The sequence below is a fragment of the Candidatus Zixiibacteriota bacterium genome (assembly GCA_040753875.1).
Lineage (GTDB): Bacteria > Zixibacteria > MSB-5A5 > GN15 > FEB-12 > DATKJY01.
The window spans coordinates 92,513-110,726 of record JBFMDV010000002.1 but is presented as its reverse complement, the minus strand read 5'-3'; the positions used below and the strand labels follow the sequence as shown (position 1 = coordinate 110,726).

The 18,214-nt window shown below is 56.0% G+C and carries 15 protein-coding genes; 1 reads left to right on the top strand and 14 read right to left on the bottom strand.

All coding sequences use genetic code 11. From position 1 onward, the window contains the following. Nucleotides 1-22: 22 nt before the first annotated feature. From amrS to AB1644_01105, 4 genes are read right to left on the bottom strand one after another with little or no spacing between them, the layout of a single operon-like run. A complete protein-coding gene (gene amrS / locus AB1644_01120; protein ID MEW6049654.1) occupies nucleotides 23-1,012 on the bottom strand; it encodes an AmmeMemoRadiSam system radical SAM enzyme in 990 nt (329 codons plus the stop codon). Then, nucleotides 1,009-2,589: an HAD-IIIA family hydrolase gene (locus AB1644_01115; protein ID MEW6049653.1), complete on the bottom strand. Its 1,581-nt coding sequence runs from the start codon at nucleotides 2,587-2,589 to the stop codon at nucleotides 1,009-1,011. Before AB1644_01115 ends, amrS begins: the two co-directional genes overlap by 4 nt. After that, nucleotides 2,590-3,363, bottom strand: a complete 774-nt coding sequence (locus AB1644_01110; protein ID MEW6049652.1) for an undecaprenyl-diphosphate phosphatase — start codon at nucleotides 3,361-3,363, stop codon at nucleotides 2,590-2,592. 52 nt (nucleotides 3,364-3,415) lie between these two features. Continuing rightward, the gene (locus tag AB1644_01105) at nucleotides 3,416-4,030 is read right to left on the bottom strand and encodes a hypothetical protein (protein ID MEW6049651.1); all 615 of its coding nucleotides are present in this window, start codon (nucleotides 4,028-4,030) and stop codon (nucleotides 3,416-3,418) included. Between the two features lie 170 nt (nucleotides 4,031-4,200). Between AB1644_01105 and AB1644_01100 the strand changes: the two genes are divergently transcribed. Next, entirely contained in the window at nucleotides 4,201-5,754 is a 1,554-nt protein-coding gene (locus AB1644_01100) for a sodium-dependent transporter (protein ID MEW6049650.1), read from the top strand. Between the two features lie 137 nt (nucleotides 5,755-5,891). Here the strand turns inward: AB1644_01100 and AB1644_01095 are convergent, their stop codons facing one another. The 10 genes from AB1644_01095 to AB1644_01050 form a co-directional block, all read right to left on the bottom strand. Then, nucleotides 5,892-7,007, bottom strand: coding sequence for an exonuclease SbcCD subunit D (locus AB1644_01095; protein ID MEW6049649.1), 1,116 nt, complete (start codon nucleotides 7,005-7,007; stop codon nucleotides 5,892-5,894). 83 nt (nucleotides 7,008-7,090) lie between these two features. After that, a complete protein-coding gene (locus tag AB1644_01090; protein MEW6049648.1) occupies nucleotides 7,091-8,521 on the bottom strand; it encodes a sigma-54 dependent transcriptional regulator in 1,431 nt (476 codons plus the stop codon). A gap of 254 nt (nucleotides 8,522-8,775) precedes the next feature. Next, the gene (locus AB1644_01085) at nucleotides 8,776-9,618 is read right to left on the bottom strand and encodes a hypothetical protein (protein MEW6049647.1); all 843 of its coding nucleotides are present in this window, start codon (nucleotides 9,616-9,618) and stop codon (nucleotides 8,776-8,778) included. 18 nt (nucleotides 9,619-9,636) lie between these two features. Further along, nucleotides 9,637-11,187, bottom strand: coding sequence for a fibronectin type III domain-containing protein (locus AB1644_01080; GenBank protein MEW6049646.1), 1,551 nt, complete (start codon nucleotides 11,185-11,187; stop codon nucleotides 9,637-9,639). A 14-nt stretch (nucleotides 11,188-11,201) separates the two neighbouring features. Continuing rightward, nucleotides 11,202-11,939 carry a PEGA domain-containing protein gene (locus tag AB1644_01075; protein MEW6049645.1) on the bottom strand — a complete coding sequence of 246 codons (738 nt, stop codon included), beginning with the start codon at nucleotides 11,937-11,939 and terminating at the stop codon, nucleotides 11,202-11,204. Between the two features lie 137 nt (nucleotides 11,940-12,076). After that, nucleotides 12,077-13,006 carry a sugar transferase gene (locus AB1644_01070; protein ID MEW6049644.1) on the bottom strand — a complete coding sequence of 310 codons (930 nt, stop codon included), beginning with the start codon at nucleotides 13,004-13,006 and terminating at the stop codon, nucleotides 12,077-12,079. Nucleotides 13,007-13,325: 319 nt separating this feature from the next. Continuing rightward, the gene (locus tag AB1644_01065) at nucleotides 13,326-14,258 is read right to left on the bottom strand and encodes a PorV/PorQ family protein (protein ID MEW6049643.1); all 933 of its coding nucleotides are present in this window, start codon (nucleotides 14,256-14,258) and stop codon (nucleotides 13,326-13,328) included. A 543-nt stretch (nucleotides 14,259-14,801) separates the two neighbouring features. Next, nucleotides 14,802-15,632 carry a M48 family metallopeptidase gene (locus AB1644_01060; GenBank protein MEW6049642.1) on the bottom strand — a complete coding sequence of 277 codons (831 nt, stop codon included), beginning with the start codon at nucleotides 15,630-15,632 and terminating at the stop codon, nucleotides 14,802-14,804. Between the two features lie 2 nt (nucleotides 15,633-15,634). Further along, a complete protein-coding gene (locus AB1644_01055) occupies nucleotides 15,635-16,051 on the bottom strand; it encodes a hypothetical protein (GenBank protein MEW6049641.1) in 417 nt (138 codons plus the stop codon). Nucleotides 16,052-16,080: 29 nt separating this feature from the next. Continuing rightward, the gene (locus tag AB1644_01050) at nucleotides 16,081-18,213 is read right to left on the bottom strand and encodes a glycoside hydrolase family 57 protein (protein MEW6049640.1); all 2,133 of its coding nucleotides are present in this window, start codon (nucleotides 18,211-18,213) and stop codon (nucleotides 16,081-16,083) included. Nucleotide 18,214 lies beyond the last annotated feature (1 nt).

The following is an 18,214-nucleotide window of genomic DNA, read 5'->3' as shown; positions in this document are numbered from 1 at the left end:
GAATCCATTGATTCCACCTGTACTATCGTTTGATACCGCTTTCGCGTCCGCAATTGCCGCACTTGGTCCCCTCCAGTCCGACGACCTGAGCATGATAGCCGGTCCGTGACACGAGCAGGTTTCCGCAGGAAGGGCAGTGGGTATCTGAACCGGCGGCGGAGGCGATATTACCGAGGTAGACGTACTTCAGCTTCTGGGCGGCCCAATCGCGGGCTTGCAGAAGAAGCGCGGTTGGGGTCGACGGTCGGTCAAGCTGGTAATCCGGGTGGTAGGCCGAAAAGTGCAGCGGAATTTCATCCGACAACGAGGCGACAAAATCGATCAACCCTCGGACCTCCTGTTCGGTGTCATTCTCTCCCGGGATGATCAGATTGGTTAGTTCGAGGTGGACATCGCTTGCGGCCACCCGGCGGATGGTCGCCAGGACCGGCTCGATCTTCGCTTTGCAGATGCGAAGATAGAATTCGCGTCGAATCCCTTTCAGATCGATATTCATGCCATCGGTAACGGCAATAAGTTGTTCGAGCGGATCGGGATTGATGTATCCGTTCGTCACCAGTACAACTTTCTGACCGTTCTGGCGAAGCAGCGGCGCAACATCCATGATATACTCGAACCAGACCATCGGCTCCGTATAGGTAAACGCCACGCCAAGGGTGTTATGTTCCAGCGCCAGATTCACCAGTTCCTCCGGACTCACGTATGTCGTGTGCGTCTTTTCCTGAGAGATGGACCAGTTTTGGCAATGCAGGCAGCCGAGGTTGCAGCAATTCGGCCCGGTGGACAGAATCAAACTTCCGGGATAAAAGTGATACAGCGGTTTCTTTTCGATCGGGTCGACAGCCAGTGTCACCAGTTCGCCGTAGTTGTCGGTCACCAGGGCGCCGTCCTGATTGAACCGGCACCGACATATTCCCGGCTTCCCGCGTGTCAACCGACATTCCGCCGGACAGAGATGACATGTTACCCTGTCATCATCGAGTTGTTCCGAATATGCCGCCTTGACGATCATAGATTGTGGTCCACAACATGTTGTACGGCGGCGGGAAGATCGTCAAACACTAATCGATGAGCTGCGGTGCCGGATTCCCGAAGGCGATCATCCGATTTCCGCCCGTAGCCAGTCCGTACGAGGAATGACCGGGCACCTACAATGTCCCCCAGATGGAGGTCATCGAGCTTGTCGCCGATGACGAGCGACCGGCGCAGGTCGATCCCCAGTTCTCTTGCTGCCTGCTCAGCCATACCCGGGTTCGGTTTGCGGCAATAGCAGAAACGGGCGTATTCGGGCACGGTGCCTCGCGGGTGGTGCGGACAGTAGTAAATACCGTCAAGCGCAACCCCTTCAGCTTGCAGAAGTTCTTCCAGCCGTAAATTCACGGCGCGGACATCCGCCTCCGAGAAATAGCCGCGTGCCACACCAGACTGGTTAGACACGGCTACCAGATGATAGCCGCGCTGTTTCATCACGGCCAGTGCGTTTGCGGCTCCGGGGATGAGTTCCAGTTGCGCCGGATCGGAGATGAAGTGTTTCTCAACCGTCAGGGTACCGTCGCGGTCGACAAACAACGCGGGCATCGTGTTGATCCGTGAAGTCAGTATGCTCTCTGCCGCCGCAAGGACTTGTTCGGGCTGTATACGGGTGAAGCAGTATCGCTCTTCGCGCCAACAGGGCTTCTTGCCGTGGAGAGAGCAGGGTCGGCATGACTCGTCCACCTGGACAATTCTATCGAACTGACCACGCGGTGCAAACCCCAGCGAGGGATGCGTGGGGCCGAATATGCCGATGACCGGCGTTCCGACCGCGGAGGCCAAGTGCATCAGGCCGGAGTCGTTGGCGATCACCAAACGGCATTGCGCGAACAAAGTAGCCAATTGCTCGATAGGCTGATCGACAAGTTCGACGAATGATTCGCCTCGCAACTCGGAAGCAAGTTGTGCTTTCCCCTGGTCGACACGGGTCACCACCCAGAAAATTCGGCAGCCATGTCTCTTATGTAGTTCACGTGCGACCGTTTCAAATCGGGCGATCGGCCATTGCTTGTTGGGATGCGCCGCGCCGGGAGCAATACATATTGACGAATGAAAGGATGGCTGAAAATCGCCTGTAGTCGGACGTAGTGTGTGCAGCGGCAGTACCGGCCTTCGACAGAATACCCGCCCACCAAGCTGGGTAACGGTATCGTTGTAGAGGTCAATGGTGTGCGGCCATTGCGACGGATACTGGTGGGTCCGAACGATCTGCCATCGCTCGAATCGCCGCTTGGGATACACTGTCTTTTGCGACGCACTTACGATCTGACGCAAAAACCACGACCGGAAATTGCCGTGGAGATCGACTATATCGGTGAAACGGCCGTTGTCGAGGTCCTGCAGCAGTTTGAAAAGTGCTGAAAAACCGGCATCGTTATCGATTGCGATCACCTCGTCGACTCCGGTCATGGCTGCAACCAGACCGGCAAACCGGCGCTTCGTAAGACAGGTGATGCGGCAATCGGGAAAGGAGATTCTCAGATTTATTAGTGCTGCGGAAGTCAGGAGAACGTCCCCCAGCGACCCCAGCCGTATTACCAGGAAATGACGAGACATCTACAGAAAAAGATACAGCCCCAGCAGGCCGGCGGCAAAACAATAGTAGGCGAAGTACTCGAACTTGCCCCGTTTCACAGACCTCAACACCCAGTAAACGGAGATGAGGCCGAAGATGAAGGACAGGAGGGCAGCGAAGAGATACTGCCCTGCGACCTGACCCTCCATTTCGAACAGATCGTTCAGTTCTAACAGAATCGCTCCACCGATAGCCGGTATAGAGAGAAGAAAGGAAAACTCCGCCGCCAGCGCCGGTTCCACTTTCATAAGCATTCCCGATACGATAGTCGTACCGGAACGGGATATCCCGGGGAGGATGGAGATCGCTTGTCCGATTCCCATGACAACGGCCGACGGGAGTGCGACTAGCCCAGTGCCCGCTCGAAAGAAGCGCGGCACCAGAAGAATCAACCCGGTGATGATCAGCTCAATCGATGTTTCCACCGGGTTTGAGAATGTCTTTTCAAAGAAGTCCTTAAGGAGAATGCCCGCCAAGCCTGCCGGAATAGTGCCGACAATCAAGTACAGAATCAAGGCCCGCTCGCGGGCCATGGTCCGTTTGAACAGTGCCTTCATCAGCCGCCAAAGTTGTTTCCAAAAATAAATAATGACCGCGACAAGTGTACCCAAGTGGACCATCACCTCAAGGGTGACACCCGGTTTTTTGACATGTAAGAGCGCCTCGGCAAGCACCAAGTGACCGGACGACGAGACCGGAAGGAACTCGGTTAGTCCCTGCACAATTCCCAGAACGGCGGCATCAAAGTAGGTCATACACTAAAAAGCCCCGACAGTCGGGGCTTTGGAATCAGCTTCAGGAATCCGATCACATCATGTTAAAGTCGATGCCAAAAAAGACACCGTCGTTGCCGTCGAGTTGAAACTCGCCATAGAGATTGATGGTAGTAGACACAGCCCACGCGCAGCCGCCATTGAGGCCAAAACGGATCTTGGTGTCGGCATCTTCAATGGACTCAAGTCGGGCATTAAACCGTCCGTACGGGGTGAGTGCGGATCCATTGCTCATCCTGAAACTGCGGGAGCCGAAAAACTGCCCGCCGAACTGGAAAAGCGTCTGGCCACCAAATTCGGTGAACTCAAAGAAGCCGCCCAGCGCCATGTCCATCGGACGCCGGCTGTCACCGGTCGTGGAGAGGAACTGCCATTTGAAATCGGCTCCGAACGCCAACTCGGTATTGTAGTCGTCAACGAGGCCGAGTTTCAAGCGCCCGTCGGTGTACTTGGATAGTCCATAGCTGAGCTGGCCGAACACCGAAGTAGCGTCGGCAATACCGACACCGGCCCCGATATTGGCTTTCCCCTGGCCCAGCGACTGCGCTGTGGTCAGGGCGCCAAAAGCCGTACCGACGGCATCGTAGGCCGCGACGTTGAGACCAAAAAGCAAACAGGCTATTGCGACAATCCATGCTGTCTTTTTCATTTCAGATTCCTCTTTCTCGTAGTAGCTCGTTGTACCGCCGATAGGGTAGTTATCCCTCAAACAGCCGTCAACGAAAAAATAGCCAGCTCGATTATCTTTGTTGACATAGCGGGTCCATCGTCTTTTGGTTTGTCCAAAGAGAGTTATACAACCCGGAACAAGGTAGGCCTATGGGAAAAGAGCGAGAGCGCTGGGGATCAAAGCTTGGCATTATCATGGCGGTGGCGGGGTCAGCGGTCGGCCTCGGAAATTTCTTGCGGTTTCCCACCCAGGCCGCCGAGAATGGCGGCGGCGCGTTCATGATCCCGTACTTTGTAGCGCTGCTGGTCGTAGGCATCCCGCTCATGTGGGTCGAGTGGACCGCCGGACGGTTCGGCGGCGGATTCAACCACTCATCGGCACCGGGAATTTTCCAATCGCTTTACAGAAAGAATCGTTTCATAAAGTACTTCGGTGTGGCCGGAATCGTCGGGCCATTCATCATTTACATGTACTATGTCTACATCGAATCATGGTGTCTGGCCTACGCGTTCTATTCATTGACTGGAAAACTCAATCTGGCAACAGCCGGAGACTATGTCAATTTTCTTCACTGGTACCAGGGGGTCGGGAGCACCGGTTCGTTTTCAGGCACCGCGCCGGCGTTCGTGTTCTTTCTGATTACATTCGTGCTCAATATCGCCACGACGTATTTTGGCATTAAGGGAGGGGTTGAACGTCTGTGCCGCTGGGCTTTACCAGCCCTGCTGATTTTTGGGATCGTCCTGGCTGTCCGTGTGTTGACGTTAGACGCTCCGGTAGGCGCCCCACCCGACCAGGACTCGATCCACGGATTGGGTTTTCTCTGGAATCCGGATTTCTCTTCTCTGAGCAATCCTAAAGTCTGGATGGCTGCAGCGGGACAGATTTTCTTCACACTGTCGCTTGGCATGGGCGTGATTCTAACCTATGCAAGTTATCTGAAAAAGACCGATGACGTGGCGCTGTCTGGTCTGACGGCAGCCTCGATGAATGAATTTGCCGAGGTGATTATCGGCGGCTCGATCGTGATTCCGGCAGCGTTCATCTTTTTTGGCGCACAACATATTGCCAGCATCGCGACTTCAGGTTCGTTCAATCTCGGTTTTGTGACAATGCCACAAATTTTCGCGGGAATCCCCGGAGGTGCAGTTTACGGCGGCCTGTGGTTTCTCATGCTGTTTCTTGCCGGTGTTACGTCATCGGTCTCACTGGCACAGCCGGCGGTGGCGTTCATGGAAGACGAATTCAACTGGACCCGCCAGAAAGCGGTGAAGATCTTTGGCGCGGCAGCGTTCGTGCTCTGTCAGCCCGCCGTCTGGTTCTTGCATCGCGGCGTACTCGATGACCTGGATTTCTGGGGTGGGACTGTGGTGATCGTCCTGGGGGCAACTTTCGAATCAGTCTTACTTGCCTGGGTGTTCGGAATCGACAAAGCCTGGGAAGAGCTTCACCATGGTCATAGTATGAAAGTACCGGGGATGTTCAAGTACATCATCAAGTATGTCACCCCCACCGCGCTTCTGGTGATGGTCGCTTGGTGGCTGGTGACGGAATGGTGGAAAGTGATCACGATGGTTGGCCTGCCCGAAGCAAATCTCCCGTTCGTGCTGGGGATACGGCTGGTGCTCCTGGCGTTATTTGCTCTCTTGTGCGTGGCGGTATACCATGCATGGAAAGGGCGCAAGGAAGAGACATATTACTGAGGACTTGACAACATGACGGCAGGTGGATGGATTTTCTTGTGCCTATCCTGGGCGTGCATACTGAGCCTGGTGATAGTGACCTTCACAAGGACTCTTCGGAGCAAGTGAGATTGTCGGGCGGACAACCGTGCGGGCTGCTATTCCTCGTCGCTGAGTAAACGAGCCGCCTTGCGTAACAAGCGCTCCTTGTCAAAACCAGCCAAGTCGACTGTAGCCAGATATTCGCCGAACTCCGCCTCGAGCTTTCCGATCGCAGCGCGACCAAACGGCTGACCTGATGGCGTTTCTTTTGGGCGTTGGAAGTGGATATTCAGATCAAATGATCTCTGCTTGAGTTCCGCGATCAGCCCGGCCGGCAAAGTCTTGAGCGTCTCCGCGGTAACTCCCTCGATATTCACTCGGACGATCTTGTCCGAGCTGTCTACACTGGCCAATCGCTCTTTCAGGAGTTGTGCCAGCTCATCCCCGCGCTTCCCCTCAGCCATGATCGGCGCGGCGTCGATCATCGTGCGAGTAGCGACCTCATGAAATTCCACGTTGAATGGTTCGAGAGTTATCTCGGCAAAACCTTTGGCGGTCTCCCGCTCCGCCTGTGATAATCGCTCGGTGGATCCGGCATACCAGGCACGAGGGGACACTTGCCTGAAGTTGTGATAATGCCCCAGCGCCACATAATCGAACGGCGCCATGACCTCAAGCGGCAGTTCCTGTTCTCCCAGATCGGCCATCGAAAACTCCGACATGCCTGCCGCCACGCCATGCATCACCAGTACATTGTATCGGCAGTCGGGATTGGGACGGCAGCGCTGCAGCTCACGTTTGAGAATCTCGGAAGTCAGACAATGCGGCAGCGCCATGATGGCGCAATCGCCGATCCTGACCTGCTCCATGCCGGGTCCGGACACGATGTGCAGATTGGCAAACTGACGGTAGACGTCAATAGCCGCACCCATAAACGGTTGTTTGGGGGCGTCGTGATTTCCCAGTATGATAACAGTCGGGATGCCGGCCTCGGCGGTCAGTTTATGAAGTGCCTCGCCGGCCATGGCCATGATTCGATTCAGCGGCCGCACTTTGTCAAACAGATCGCCGGAATGGATGCAGAAGTCGGGCTTGAGAGTGATGATCCGGTCGACAGCTTCGACAAAGCTGTTGAGGATATCCTCCTGTCGCAGTGTCAGGCCGCTCCGGCCTCGTCGCTCGTGGTTCTCCCCTGCGCCCAAGTGGCTGTCCGAAATATGACATAGCCTCATATAGTGCAATATAGGCGTGCTGATGCGACGTGCAAGATGGAACAGCGACAGGAAAAACGGATGTGATGCTGACGGTCGCAGACTTAGTACAGATTGTACTTGGCGATGCGATCCCGGAGGGTGTTGCGTGAGATACCGAGTGTCTCGGAAGTCTTCACCTGGTTCCCCTCGAACTGTTTCAGGCACGATGAAATGACCGCGCGCTCCAGGGCGGATTCCAGGAAATGATATATCTGTCCCGAGGAATTGGAAATGAGCTTGGGCATGATCGGATCGACGATCTTCTTGAATGTCTCGGTGTAATCTTCCTGCAGCGTGGTCAGGTCAAGTTCGACTTTCGGCGAATCATCGGCAAGACTCGGGAAATCCTCCGGCTGCAGGAGCTCATTCTTGGACATCACGAGCGCCGTATGGATGTTGTTTTCCAATTCGCGCACGTTGCCGGGCCACTGCGCTTTGGCCAGTAGCTGCATTGCCTTTTTGGAGACCTGACGCGGGCTGGTCGCGAGTTGGCGCGCGAACTTGTCCAGGAAATAGTCGACCAGGAGCGGAATGTCGGTGCGGCGTTCACGGAGCGGCGGGATGAAGACCGACACGACCTTCAGACGATAGAACAGGTCCACGCGGAAGGAGCCATCTTTCATCGCCTGCACCAGCGACTTATTGGTAGCCGCAATAATGCGTACATCGACCTTGATCGATTCATTGCCACCGACCCGCTCGAACCGTTTCTCCTGCAACACCCGCAGGAGCTTCGACTGGGTGAGCATAGACATATCGCCGATCTCATCCAGGAACAATGTGCCGCTATCCGCTTGCTCGAATTTGCCGATCCGCTTGTAATAGGCGCCGGTGAAGGCTCCTTTTTCGTGGCCGAACAGCTCGGACTCAAGCAGTGTCTCCGGCAGCGCCGCACAGTTGACCGAGAGGAACGCGTTGTCTTTGCGCCGCGAATTGCGATGGATCGCCCGGGCCACCAACTCCTTGCCGGTACCCGATTCGCCAAAGATGAGCACCGCGGCATCGGTCTTGGCGACCTGTCCGATCAGCTTGGCGATCTCCACGATCTCCGGTGATTTCCCGACGATCTCGTTGAAGCCGGCGATCACAGTATCGTCACGCTCGGAAGCGAGCGCCGGTTTCGGCTGGCTGCTGTAGCCGCACGCCTTGTTGACGGTCGTTATCAGCTTGTCTATTTCAAACGGTTTCGTGAGATACTCGTAAGCTCCCTCCCTCATCGCTTCGATGGCGTTCTCGGTGGAGACGAATCCGGAGATCATGATAACGGGCAAGTTGTCATTGACCTGTTTGATCTGCTTGAGAACTTCCAGACCCGACAGCGACGGCAGATTGACATCCAGCATCACCAGGTCGACATCGGCATGCTCCGACAGGAAGCTGCCGACCTGGGTGCCGTCGTCGAGAAACTGGAAGTTGAACTTATCGGCGTCGAACAGATTCGCCAGCGACTGCGAAACCTCGTGATCGTCGTCGACCAGTAGTATATGCTTCATCTTTTTACAAGTGCCCTATGCAGTTTACTGGATATATCGGCGGTTTCGGGCGTTTTTTAAGCGAAAATCCGTTGAGAGGATACCGACGCCTGCCGCCAACCAGGACCTGCGCTCAACGGCAGCAATCACGCATCTCTTTGCGCAGAGCTTGGCCGGAAACCGACACCCGTGCCAGATTGAAACGCGGTCGATCCGGCGTCTAATTGTTTGTGGGTGCAGGAGAGTTGGTGATGGAACGACCGAAAATTGCGCGACTACTCTTCTTCGGCCATGAACCGTGCCGCCGTACCCATCCAGAAGAAATTCGCGATCATCTCCGCCAGTAGTCCGGCCAGAAGCAGCCAGTACATGAGCTCCGGTCGCAGCTTAGAGATGATGAAGTCGGCCCGATCGGCCGTGGCGGCGAGAAGAACCGGCGCTGCCAGGATCAGGCCGGACATGAAAAAGCAGGTGAAGGGACGCCGGGCAAAAGTCCGAAGCGACCGTCCAATTGCGCGCCAAATTGACAGGCGTCGAATGGCCACCGAGGGAATGGCAAAGTAGAACAGTGACAGCAAGACAGTGAACACGAACGGCATGAACACAAAATCGAAAGCCAGTGTCCGCCGGGCGTAACCGGTTATCCAGGGAGCGAACAGTATGGGCAGGAGCATCCCGGCCAGGGTGATCAGGGCGTTGAAGATCACAGATACGCCTATCAAATGAACCCATACGGCTACCTGCGAGCGCAATGATGCGCCTATCCGAAGTTCGCCGCCACTGAAAGCGCTTCGAAAGAGCGAAATGGTCGTCCCCAGAAATAAACCTTCCAGGACAACAGCCATGATCAGCTTGGCCCATCCGAAGAAATAGGAGAGATAGAAGAATTGTCCGGGGTAATGAAAGAACCGATTGGAAGCTTCCTCACCGAAAAGTGAGGTCCAGAATTTCACGGTACCATACAGGACCGGTGACAGTGCCTTGTAGTGGACATACAGGAGCAGCCAGCCAATGAGCACATAGACGCCCAGCACCAGCCAGACCCGCCATCGCCCCATTTGCTTCAGGGTGTCTACAAACAGGGTGACGAAGTCATTGAGGTGCTTAAGCAACGGCATGAATCTGGAACACCCTCACTACTGCTGCTGCACGACCACACGGTTGGATTCGGATGTCAGGCCTTCAGTGTCGGTTACTGCGATCCAGTAATAGTACGGCGTACTGTCCGGAAGCGGGTCGGCATACGTCGTGGTGACACTGGTATTGATGATCGTCAGGAGTTGCCCGACAAGCGTATCAGCGGCGGTCCCGCGATAGACGAGGTAGTAGGCAAAATCGCGGTCATTGTTCTGGGTCCATGTCAACACCGCCGAGGTGCTGCTGGATTGGTAGACGCCGGCGAGAACTACAGGTTGCGGTGGCGCCACCGGAAGGGTCCGTGCGCTCGCTACTGCCGACGAGTCCCTCTGACCAGCAAGGTTGTAGACAAACATGCGATAATAGTAGGTCGCATCGGCGCCAAGAGCTGTATCGGAGTGGGTGGTCGTCAGACGGTTAGTGATGGTCTTAACCAGCACCGAGGCGCTGGTCACGGTGGACGTCGCCGATCGATATAGCCGGTAGTATTGGAATCCACCGGCCTCGGCCGCGCCCCACGACAGTTCGATCTGTGAACTCGAGATCGCTTCCACCAAGGTAAACTGCACCGGCTGCGGGGGATTGGAGATGGTGATCCGCGTCGCGGCAACCGCCTGCGACGCCACGTTACCGGCGGCATCAGTGAATCGCCCGGTCACCTGGGCGTTGTTGACCGTCACATTGGTCGGCACCGTGTAACGGGCGGTGTAGATACCATCACCCGCCAAGGCGTCGCCGTTGGCACCGTCGTCGAATAACGTGATGCTTGGGCCTCCGGCCACGTCGACGATCGCCGACCCACCGGTCTCCCCGGCATCGATCCGAAACGTGATGATGTCCCCTGCTTCATACGGCGGCGTACTGCTCGACACGAAAAAGACCGAGTCGATCGAGGCGCGCGTGTCCAGCGTGATCTGATCCGACACAGCCGCGCCCGACTGCGAACCGTCGGATAATACGAATCGACCATACACGGTCTTGACCGCATCACCGTCAGAGAGAGTGAATGACACCGTCGTATTGAAAAACTGAGGGTTCGCTCCGGTCAGATCCGGATCCTCGGAGAGAATAACGTGCGAGGTACCACTGGGCGCCACCAGTTGGATAGAGACATCGCGACGGTTGGTGTATGGATCATCGTTGTTGATCGTCACGGACAAAAGTCCGACGCGGGTCGACACCGGCGCGGACCGCTCCCCTTCAATGCCGCCGGCACCGACGGTTGAGACTCGGAAGAAATAGCGATGATTGACCAGGAGGCCGGCGATAATCAGCGAATAGGCCGTGGTGGAATCTCGAAGGATATAATTTGCCTCGGTGGAGTCCGCGACGTATACGCGGAAGCGGCTCACGCCACTGCTGTCGGTCAGCTGCCAACTCAACGACACTGACTGATTCTCGATCTGAGCCTGCACGTTGATAGGCGTGACCGGTGCGTTGGGGAGCTTCTGGTCCGGCTCCGAGGATTCCAGATACCGATTGCATCCGACATATATAAGCGCCCCGCAGAGTATCGTTCCGGCGAGGAGTTTCACTATAATTCGTGACATACGACCACCTTTCCTCACCATCGCTTTGACACAACCAGACCGAAAGTCTGATTCTTGGTATCCGGGTGGATATCGATTCCCTGCACCGTGATCGAGCCGCGGTTGTTCGGGAAAAACAGAAGGGCATCGAGCACGTTCAATCCCCACACGCCGATGACCGTGCCTATCGTGATGCGCCGGATGTCCTCTGAGTCGTAGGCTTCTTTCTGGGCGTCCGACCACGCCACATACCGTTGCTGCAATTCCTGATACGAGGCGCCGTGCGTCCTGGCGGAATCATATTCTGCCTTGCGCGTTTCGTAGAGATCGAAGTCCTTGTCAAACTCATGATCGGCTATAGCATACGCCGCCACCGAACCGGCGGCCAGAAACATGAAGAGCAGACTCTTCCCTTTCTGTTCGCTATAGCGCTGACCCCACCCCGGGATGAACACCGAACGAGCCGCCGCTTTGATTCGTGTCTTAGGAGACAGGTTAACATCGAGCGCCAACTGCTTGGCCGGATCCAGCGTGACGTGCGTACTGTATTTCTCGTACAGGTATTTCTTGATGGTGACTTTGTAATCCCCTATAAACGTCTGTTGGAAGGTGGTTGGAGTGATACCGGCAGCCACAGCCTCGCCTTCGAGGAGAACGTCGGCGCCGGGAGGCGACGATCGCACGGTAAGACCGCCTGGTGGCACCTCCTGCCCGTGCGCAGCGATACTCAAGAGGCACCCAATGGCGAGAGCCGTCAAAATCCGTTTCAACACTATAACCCTCTCTCGCAAGAAGAGTTGAGTTCGTTCAGTATCGGAAAACATACCCTGAGCGCTCAGGGTGCACAACAACTATTTGGCCAAAAAAAAACCGCGCCTCCGCGCGGCCGTCAGGGGCGTTCGCTCCCCTTTCAGCAGGCACCCTTCCCAGTGACAACAACAACGACAGTCCGCGCCAGGATCTTGACATCGGACCAGATTGACCACGTTCGGATATACTCCAGGTCGAACCGGACCTTCTGCTGTACGGAGTCTACCGACAGGTCGTAGCCGTTCTCAACCTGGGCCAGACCGGTGAGCCCCGGGCGGACATCGAGCCGCTCGGTATAATTGGTGACGCGTGTTGACAGGTCACGCACGAAATGCGGGCGCTCCGGACGGGGACCGACCAGCGACATGTCTCCCATGAGAATATTGATGAACTGGGGCACCTCATCCAGACGGGTCCGCCGCATGAGAAGCCCAAGCCGGGTAATGCGCGGGTCGTTCTTGCGGGCCCATACCGGTCCGGACTTGGATTCCGCATCCTGTACCATGGTACGGAATTTGATCACCTGGAAAGGCTTCCCCATGTAATCTTCACTGCGCCGATCGGCGTCGCGACGGTTGTCCACACCGGCCTTCTGCCAGGCACGGCGGTCACGACGGCGGCGGTTGACGCCAACCCGGGCCTGCGTGTAGAACACCGGACCGGGTGAATCGAGCTTAATGAGAACGGGGATAACCAACCAGATCGGAAAGCAAAGGATAATGCCCGTGGCCGCGCCAACGATGTCCAAAGCCCGTTTGAGGAAACCGTTTACCATAGCCTTCAACTGGCCCGGCCTCGTGAGCGAGGTCGGCATCGCAAAAATATACGCTGTTGATACGAGTACAAACAAGATTCCGTATACCTCGCCTGCCAGAAATCGAAGCTGGTCAACCAGGCCACTCGGCGGGACCGGTACGCTCAGCGGCCTGGGGATCGATATGCCTGACGCCGACCCGTACAGGTATTGATCCTGGCGAAGAGCGACAGTCGTTTCGGACTGGATATTGGAGCGTTCTACTCGATTTTCCATGGTACGGCAGCAGTAAGAGCAAATGTATTGCCGGATGCCAATTAGCGGACAATTTCGTATTCAGTTTATTCTCGTCGCACGTCAAACATTAAGATGTTATAACACAATGCATTGCATCGCCAATATGGGATTGCGCGACCTATTATTGGGAGTTCATATCGCCGCCTGGCGATACTCTTTGCTCCGGTTGCTTATGAGTGGGCACAATAGCTGCAACCGGTTGCGTAGTGACTGGAGGAGTCGACTTCACGGTCTGAGGTCGGTCTGCGGAGGCCAAGGAGGGCGGCAAACCGACAAACGTGCTGATTGTCAAGAGGGATTAACGCGTCAACGCAATGCCCAAGGAGAACCGATGAAGGTCATCGGCCACCTGAGAATCGCCGGGCGTGAAAGCATAGTCGATGGTAAGCCCGCCGAAACGGATTCCGCCACCAAACGAAACACCCGTGCCGAGGGAACGGTAGTCGCGATCCGGATAGTAGTTGTAGCCGGCGCGGACGAAATACTGATCGCGGTAGGCGAACTGGCCGCCATGATGTATCACGGTTTCGCCGTACGCCTTCTTCTCCAGGTCGACTGAAGTAAGGAATGAGTTACCAAACGGTGCTACCGCCACGCCTATCCGGGTGGAGGTGGGGAGTTTCTCTTTGGTACTGTAAAACTGCATCGTGCCACCCAGATTCGTCGCGGTGGCGCCAAATATGAATTTGCCGAGTTGATATCGCGCACCGATGTCTGCGGCGAAGGTCGATGCATTGGCATCAGCCAATTTCTGATTGATGAACTTCCCTGTAACACCCACGGCCAGCCCGACACCAGTCTGGTATCCCACCGTAACACCGCCGGCCCAGTCATAGGCACTGATATTCCCGGTTGGGGCTCCATCGCGGTCATATCCTTCCATGCTGCCGTAGCTGAGAAACGTGATGGCGCCCCCGAGCACAAGACGATTGGTCAGAGGAAGCGCGACCGAACCGTGCTCTAGATTCAAGCTCTGGTACCAGGAGAAATGTGACAGAAGCACCTCAGGACGCGTTGTCGCCGCGAGCCCGGCAGGATTGGTAAAACAGGCTCCTGCTCCTTCAGCCACTGCGCTGTACGCGCCCCCCATGGCGGCACTGTTGGCCAGAACACCGATCTGTAGAAAGTCAGCGGCGGTACGTCCGCCATCAGGCGCCGCAACCGACACCCTGCCTATAAGCGCTGTGAGGAGGACCAGAACGAACCAGCCGACTAAAATCCGCTTAATCACACGACTATGCATCATATTCCCCTTGCATCCACATTCGTGAATAGCAGGGGCAAGGCTGATGCCGTGAAACAGCGACTTCGACGACCCGCAGGGACAAATTGCCACTCGAGCAGGCCAGAGGGGTAAGTACTTGTAACACAACCCATTCCCATCAGTTATCGACTGCGGCAACGGCTTGAGACCGACCCAGGTCTCGCCGGTTTTCCCCGGACCCCTTGGGTCAAACTGGCTGCCATCTGAACAACATACCCAAGGGTCGGACCCCCGCTACCTGTAAGCCACTACTCTGTCGGCAGTTAGCGGCAACTGCGTATGTTGTCACCACAGTCTTACTGAATTGTCGGATTCTTGAGCAGACTCCTGAAGGAATTTCCGCGTAAATCCGCCAAATTCAGACGGTGTAGTTTGCATATTTCTACACTCGGAACAACTAAAAACTCGATAAAAACTGGCAAAAATTGGCGGGTGTCTAATGCGTTGACGCAGAAGAGATTGGCATATTGGGAACAAGGTCCAAACCGGCCAATTTTCTTCCCGATTAGATCACTTCTTGGCAGGAGCTTTGGGCGGGAGGCGTTTAAGCATTTCGGCGTATTTGGTGCCACCTGAAGTCAGACCGGAAGGGAGCGGTTGCATCGCTGCGATCTCGGCTTCAGCGTTCTGGATACGCTCGGCGGTCTCGGGGTGGGAGCTGCTGAGTTTTTCGTAGACATTGTTTGAGCCCGAACCACCGAGGCGGGCCAACGTGTTGAACATGGCAACTGCACCCTGTGGATCATAGCCGGCTTTGACCATGTATTGGATGCCGAAGCGATCCGCCTCGCGTTCGTTGTCACGTGAGTAGCCTGCGAAAATAAGCCCCATGCCAACGCCGACAGCCGTATTTACGGCCTGACTTCCTCCATCGCCAAACGCTAATTGATAGGCCAAGGCAACACCGAGTGTCGCCTGCAGTCTCTTGATGCCGTGCCGCCCCACCACGTGGGAAATCTCGTGAGCCATGACTGCAGCCATTTCCGCCTCGGAGTGCATCTCGCGAAGCAGACCGGTATAGAAATAGACATACCCGCCGGGAGCGGCGAAGGCATTGATCTGGTCGGACTCGATGACCTTGAAATGGTATTCCAGATCGTTGCGATCGCAGACCGACGTGATTTTCCGTCCGACGCGCGCAAGGTAGTTCTGCCAGAGAGTATCCGGGAGAGTTTTCTCGGTCTGTTCGACCTCATGCGCCATTCCCTGTCCTATGGTTACTTCCTGGCTGGTAGGGATGACGATAAACGACTTCTTGCCGCCCGGTCCGGTGGTGGTGCAGGCAAGTATCAGCGAGAGGAACACCAAGGCGAAAACCGGCACTCGGCGCAGCTTGAACATTGTCACAGCTTGGATCTTTCCGCCAGGTCGCTGATAAACGGCAGTCGCAGGCTTTTCCCCTGCAATGCAAAATAGATTCCTGCGGCGGAGAGCGCAGCAGCGAGGATCAGCACTGCTTTGAATACGAACTTGGCGAGATCGTCGATCAGAAACAGCACTGCCACAAGCTCGACCAGAAACAGCACCACGCCCTGGCGGGCATGAAAGCGGGCCCGCTTGTTGTCTTTCCAACTGGGATTCATGAGCGGGACGAAACAGAGAAACGGAATGTAGGACATCACCGCGGCCAGACGATCGTCTTCGGACAGCAGAGCGTCACCGTCAGCCGGAGCAGCCTCTTCCCCCTTATCCTTCTCCGTCCCGGCCGATTCCGTCGAGGTCACATGCTTCGGTTCTTCGCGAAAGAATGATTCGCTCACGTTTTGCCTGGGCTCCTGCATACTCGATGTTATAACGGCCAGAACGTTTCCTTGTTTACTTCGGCGATCTCAAGCTGGATCGGCTCGATCTCGGGCCATATCTCCAGTCGTTGTTCTTGTTCGAACAGACTCACGCAGAACCCCAGCGGTCCGAATCCATTGGGCCAGATCGCCGGGCGGCTGATCTGGATCTCCATGATATCGTCGCACGCATACTTGACAGCCTCCGCACTGCCGCGTGAGAATCCAGTCTTATCGCCGGTCACTTCCATAACCAGAGGGCCCGGTGTAAACAGGTGCACCAGCAGTTTCGGTTTCGTCAATAAGTGTAGACGCTTTTTATCGGCGAAGTCAAGGCGAATATAGAACTGCTCGCGGTCGTAGGCGAACCAGACACGCTGGATGAGCCGGTCGACCCGATGCATGGCGCCCCCGGCCTTGAGGCAGTCGAACTGACCGGCGCCGGTCCACTCATAAAAATGCGAAATGCGGCCATCGATGGAGGCTGTCACCATTGCCTCCGGCAGCACCGTGTAAGTCTCGACGCTCCCGCCGATGATCGGCTTGAGCAGATCGATAGGGATCTCCAGACCAAGCAGTTCGTACACCGCCACCAGGTGACGGCGGAAAATCTTGTCGAACTGGTCTCGGTCGGGGCTGTGGTGTTCGTCGCCGTACCACCAGCACCAATCCGAACCCTCGGCTATGAATACCTGGTTCCATGCCCGGGCAATCTTGGACTTATCGAAGTCCGGATGTTCGACCGCGAATCGTTCGAGCGTATCCCGGGTACGGGTGAGCAGGTCCCAGGCCTGGTTATCTTCAGGATGGCCGATCCAGATGCGGAAGTTATGATTGATCCACGAGCCGGCGAAGAGCGACCGGAGCGGCCTTGGCGTCACCTTTGTAGCAGCTTCGGACATCGTCACCAATTCGATCTCGGGGTCTTCACCAAGCGTCTGATAGAATAATGTCAGGAACTCGACGCCATCGTTCGGATAATACTCCCAACAGTTTTCGCCATCGAGAATGACCGGTACCACCGCATCTTTCAGTTCATTCGCCAGTGCCGAGCGAATCAGTTTGAGATGGTTGACGAAATCGGCCACCGCGCGTTCCGGTTTCCAGCCGGAGTACACGAACCCGATCCGGTCCGACAGGCCGTGGTCGCGGAAAAACAGCCGGAGACCGTTGCGGTATTCATACACATGATGGGGAGGACTGGAGATTTTGGTCTGTCCTCCTTTGGTGAGGGAGTGGTGCAGTATTTCCTCATCGCTGGCCGCCCATTGAATTCCCCGGCTGTGAAGTATGTCGAGCACCTGTTCCGACACCGACCCTTCCGAGGGCCACATGCCTGTCATCTCGCGGCCGAACAGCGCACGGAACTTGTCAACCGCCATGGCCACCTGTTTGTCGGCGTCTTCCGGATGCTGAAAACGCTTGTCGGGCAGGCGCATGCCCGGCGAGGCCTCAAGGGCGCTGTTCGTATCACAGAGCAACGGGAGAATGGGGTGGTAATAAGGCGTAAATGAGATTTCTATCCGCCCCTCATTCATGAGGCGTTTGTACGTCGGGATGATGCGGTGCAGGTACTCAATCTCCCACTGCAACAGCGCTTCTTTCTCTGCCTCAGTAAATTGCTTCTTTTTTTCGAAGAGGGTCTTGAGCGGCTCTTCCTGACGGAACATCGGGTCGATCCAGACCAGATTCGACCAGACCTGCAGGTCGCGCATCTCGACCGATGAAAAGAGCGCCGGCAGGATGTTTTTCTGGCCGTCGCTTCGTCGGGCCTTGTTATACAACTCCCAATATCGCGAATACGGCTTGATCATATTCTCCGGAAAGGCGGAGAAGAAACTGTCGAGAATCTCAAGCTTGAGCGAAGGGTTCAGGTCCTCGGGTTTGAGGCGGGAGAGTTCGAGATGACGGTCAACACCGCCGTTTTGGTATAACTCCAACTGATCCAGGAGGGATGGGACCAAGTTGAAGGTGGTCTTGACGTTCGGGAATTCGGCCGCCAGAAGCGGCATGTCGAGATAATCTTTGAGGGCGTGGAAGCGGACCCAAGGCATCGCCAGCCGGTCGGAGCCGGGCTCGCGATAGTTGGGTTGATGCATGTGCCAAAGGATGGCGACCTTGATTGGAGCCGATGTGGTCACA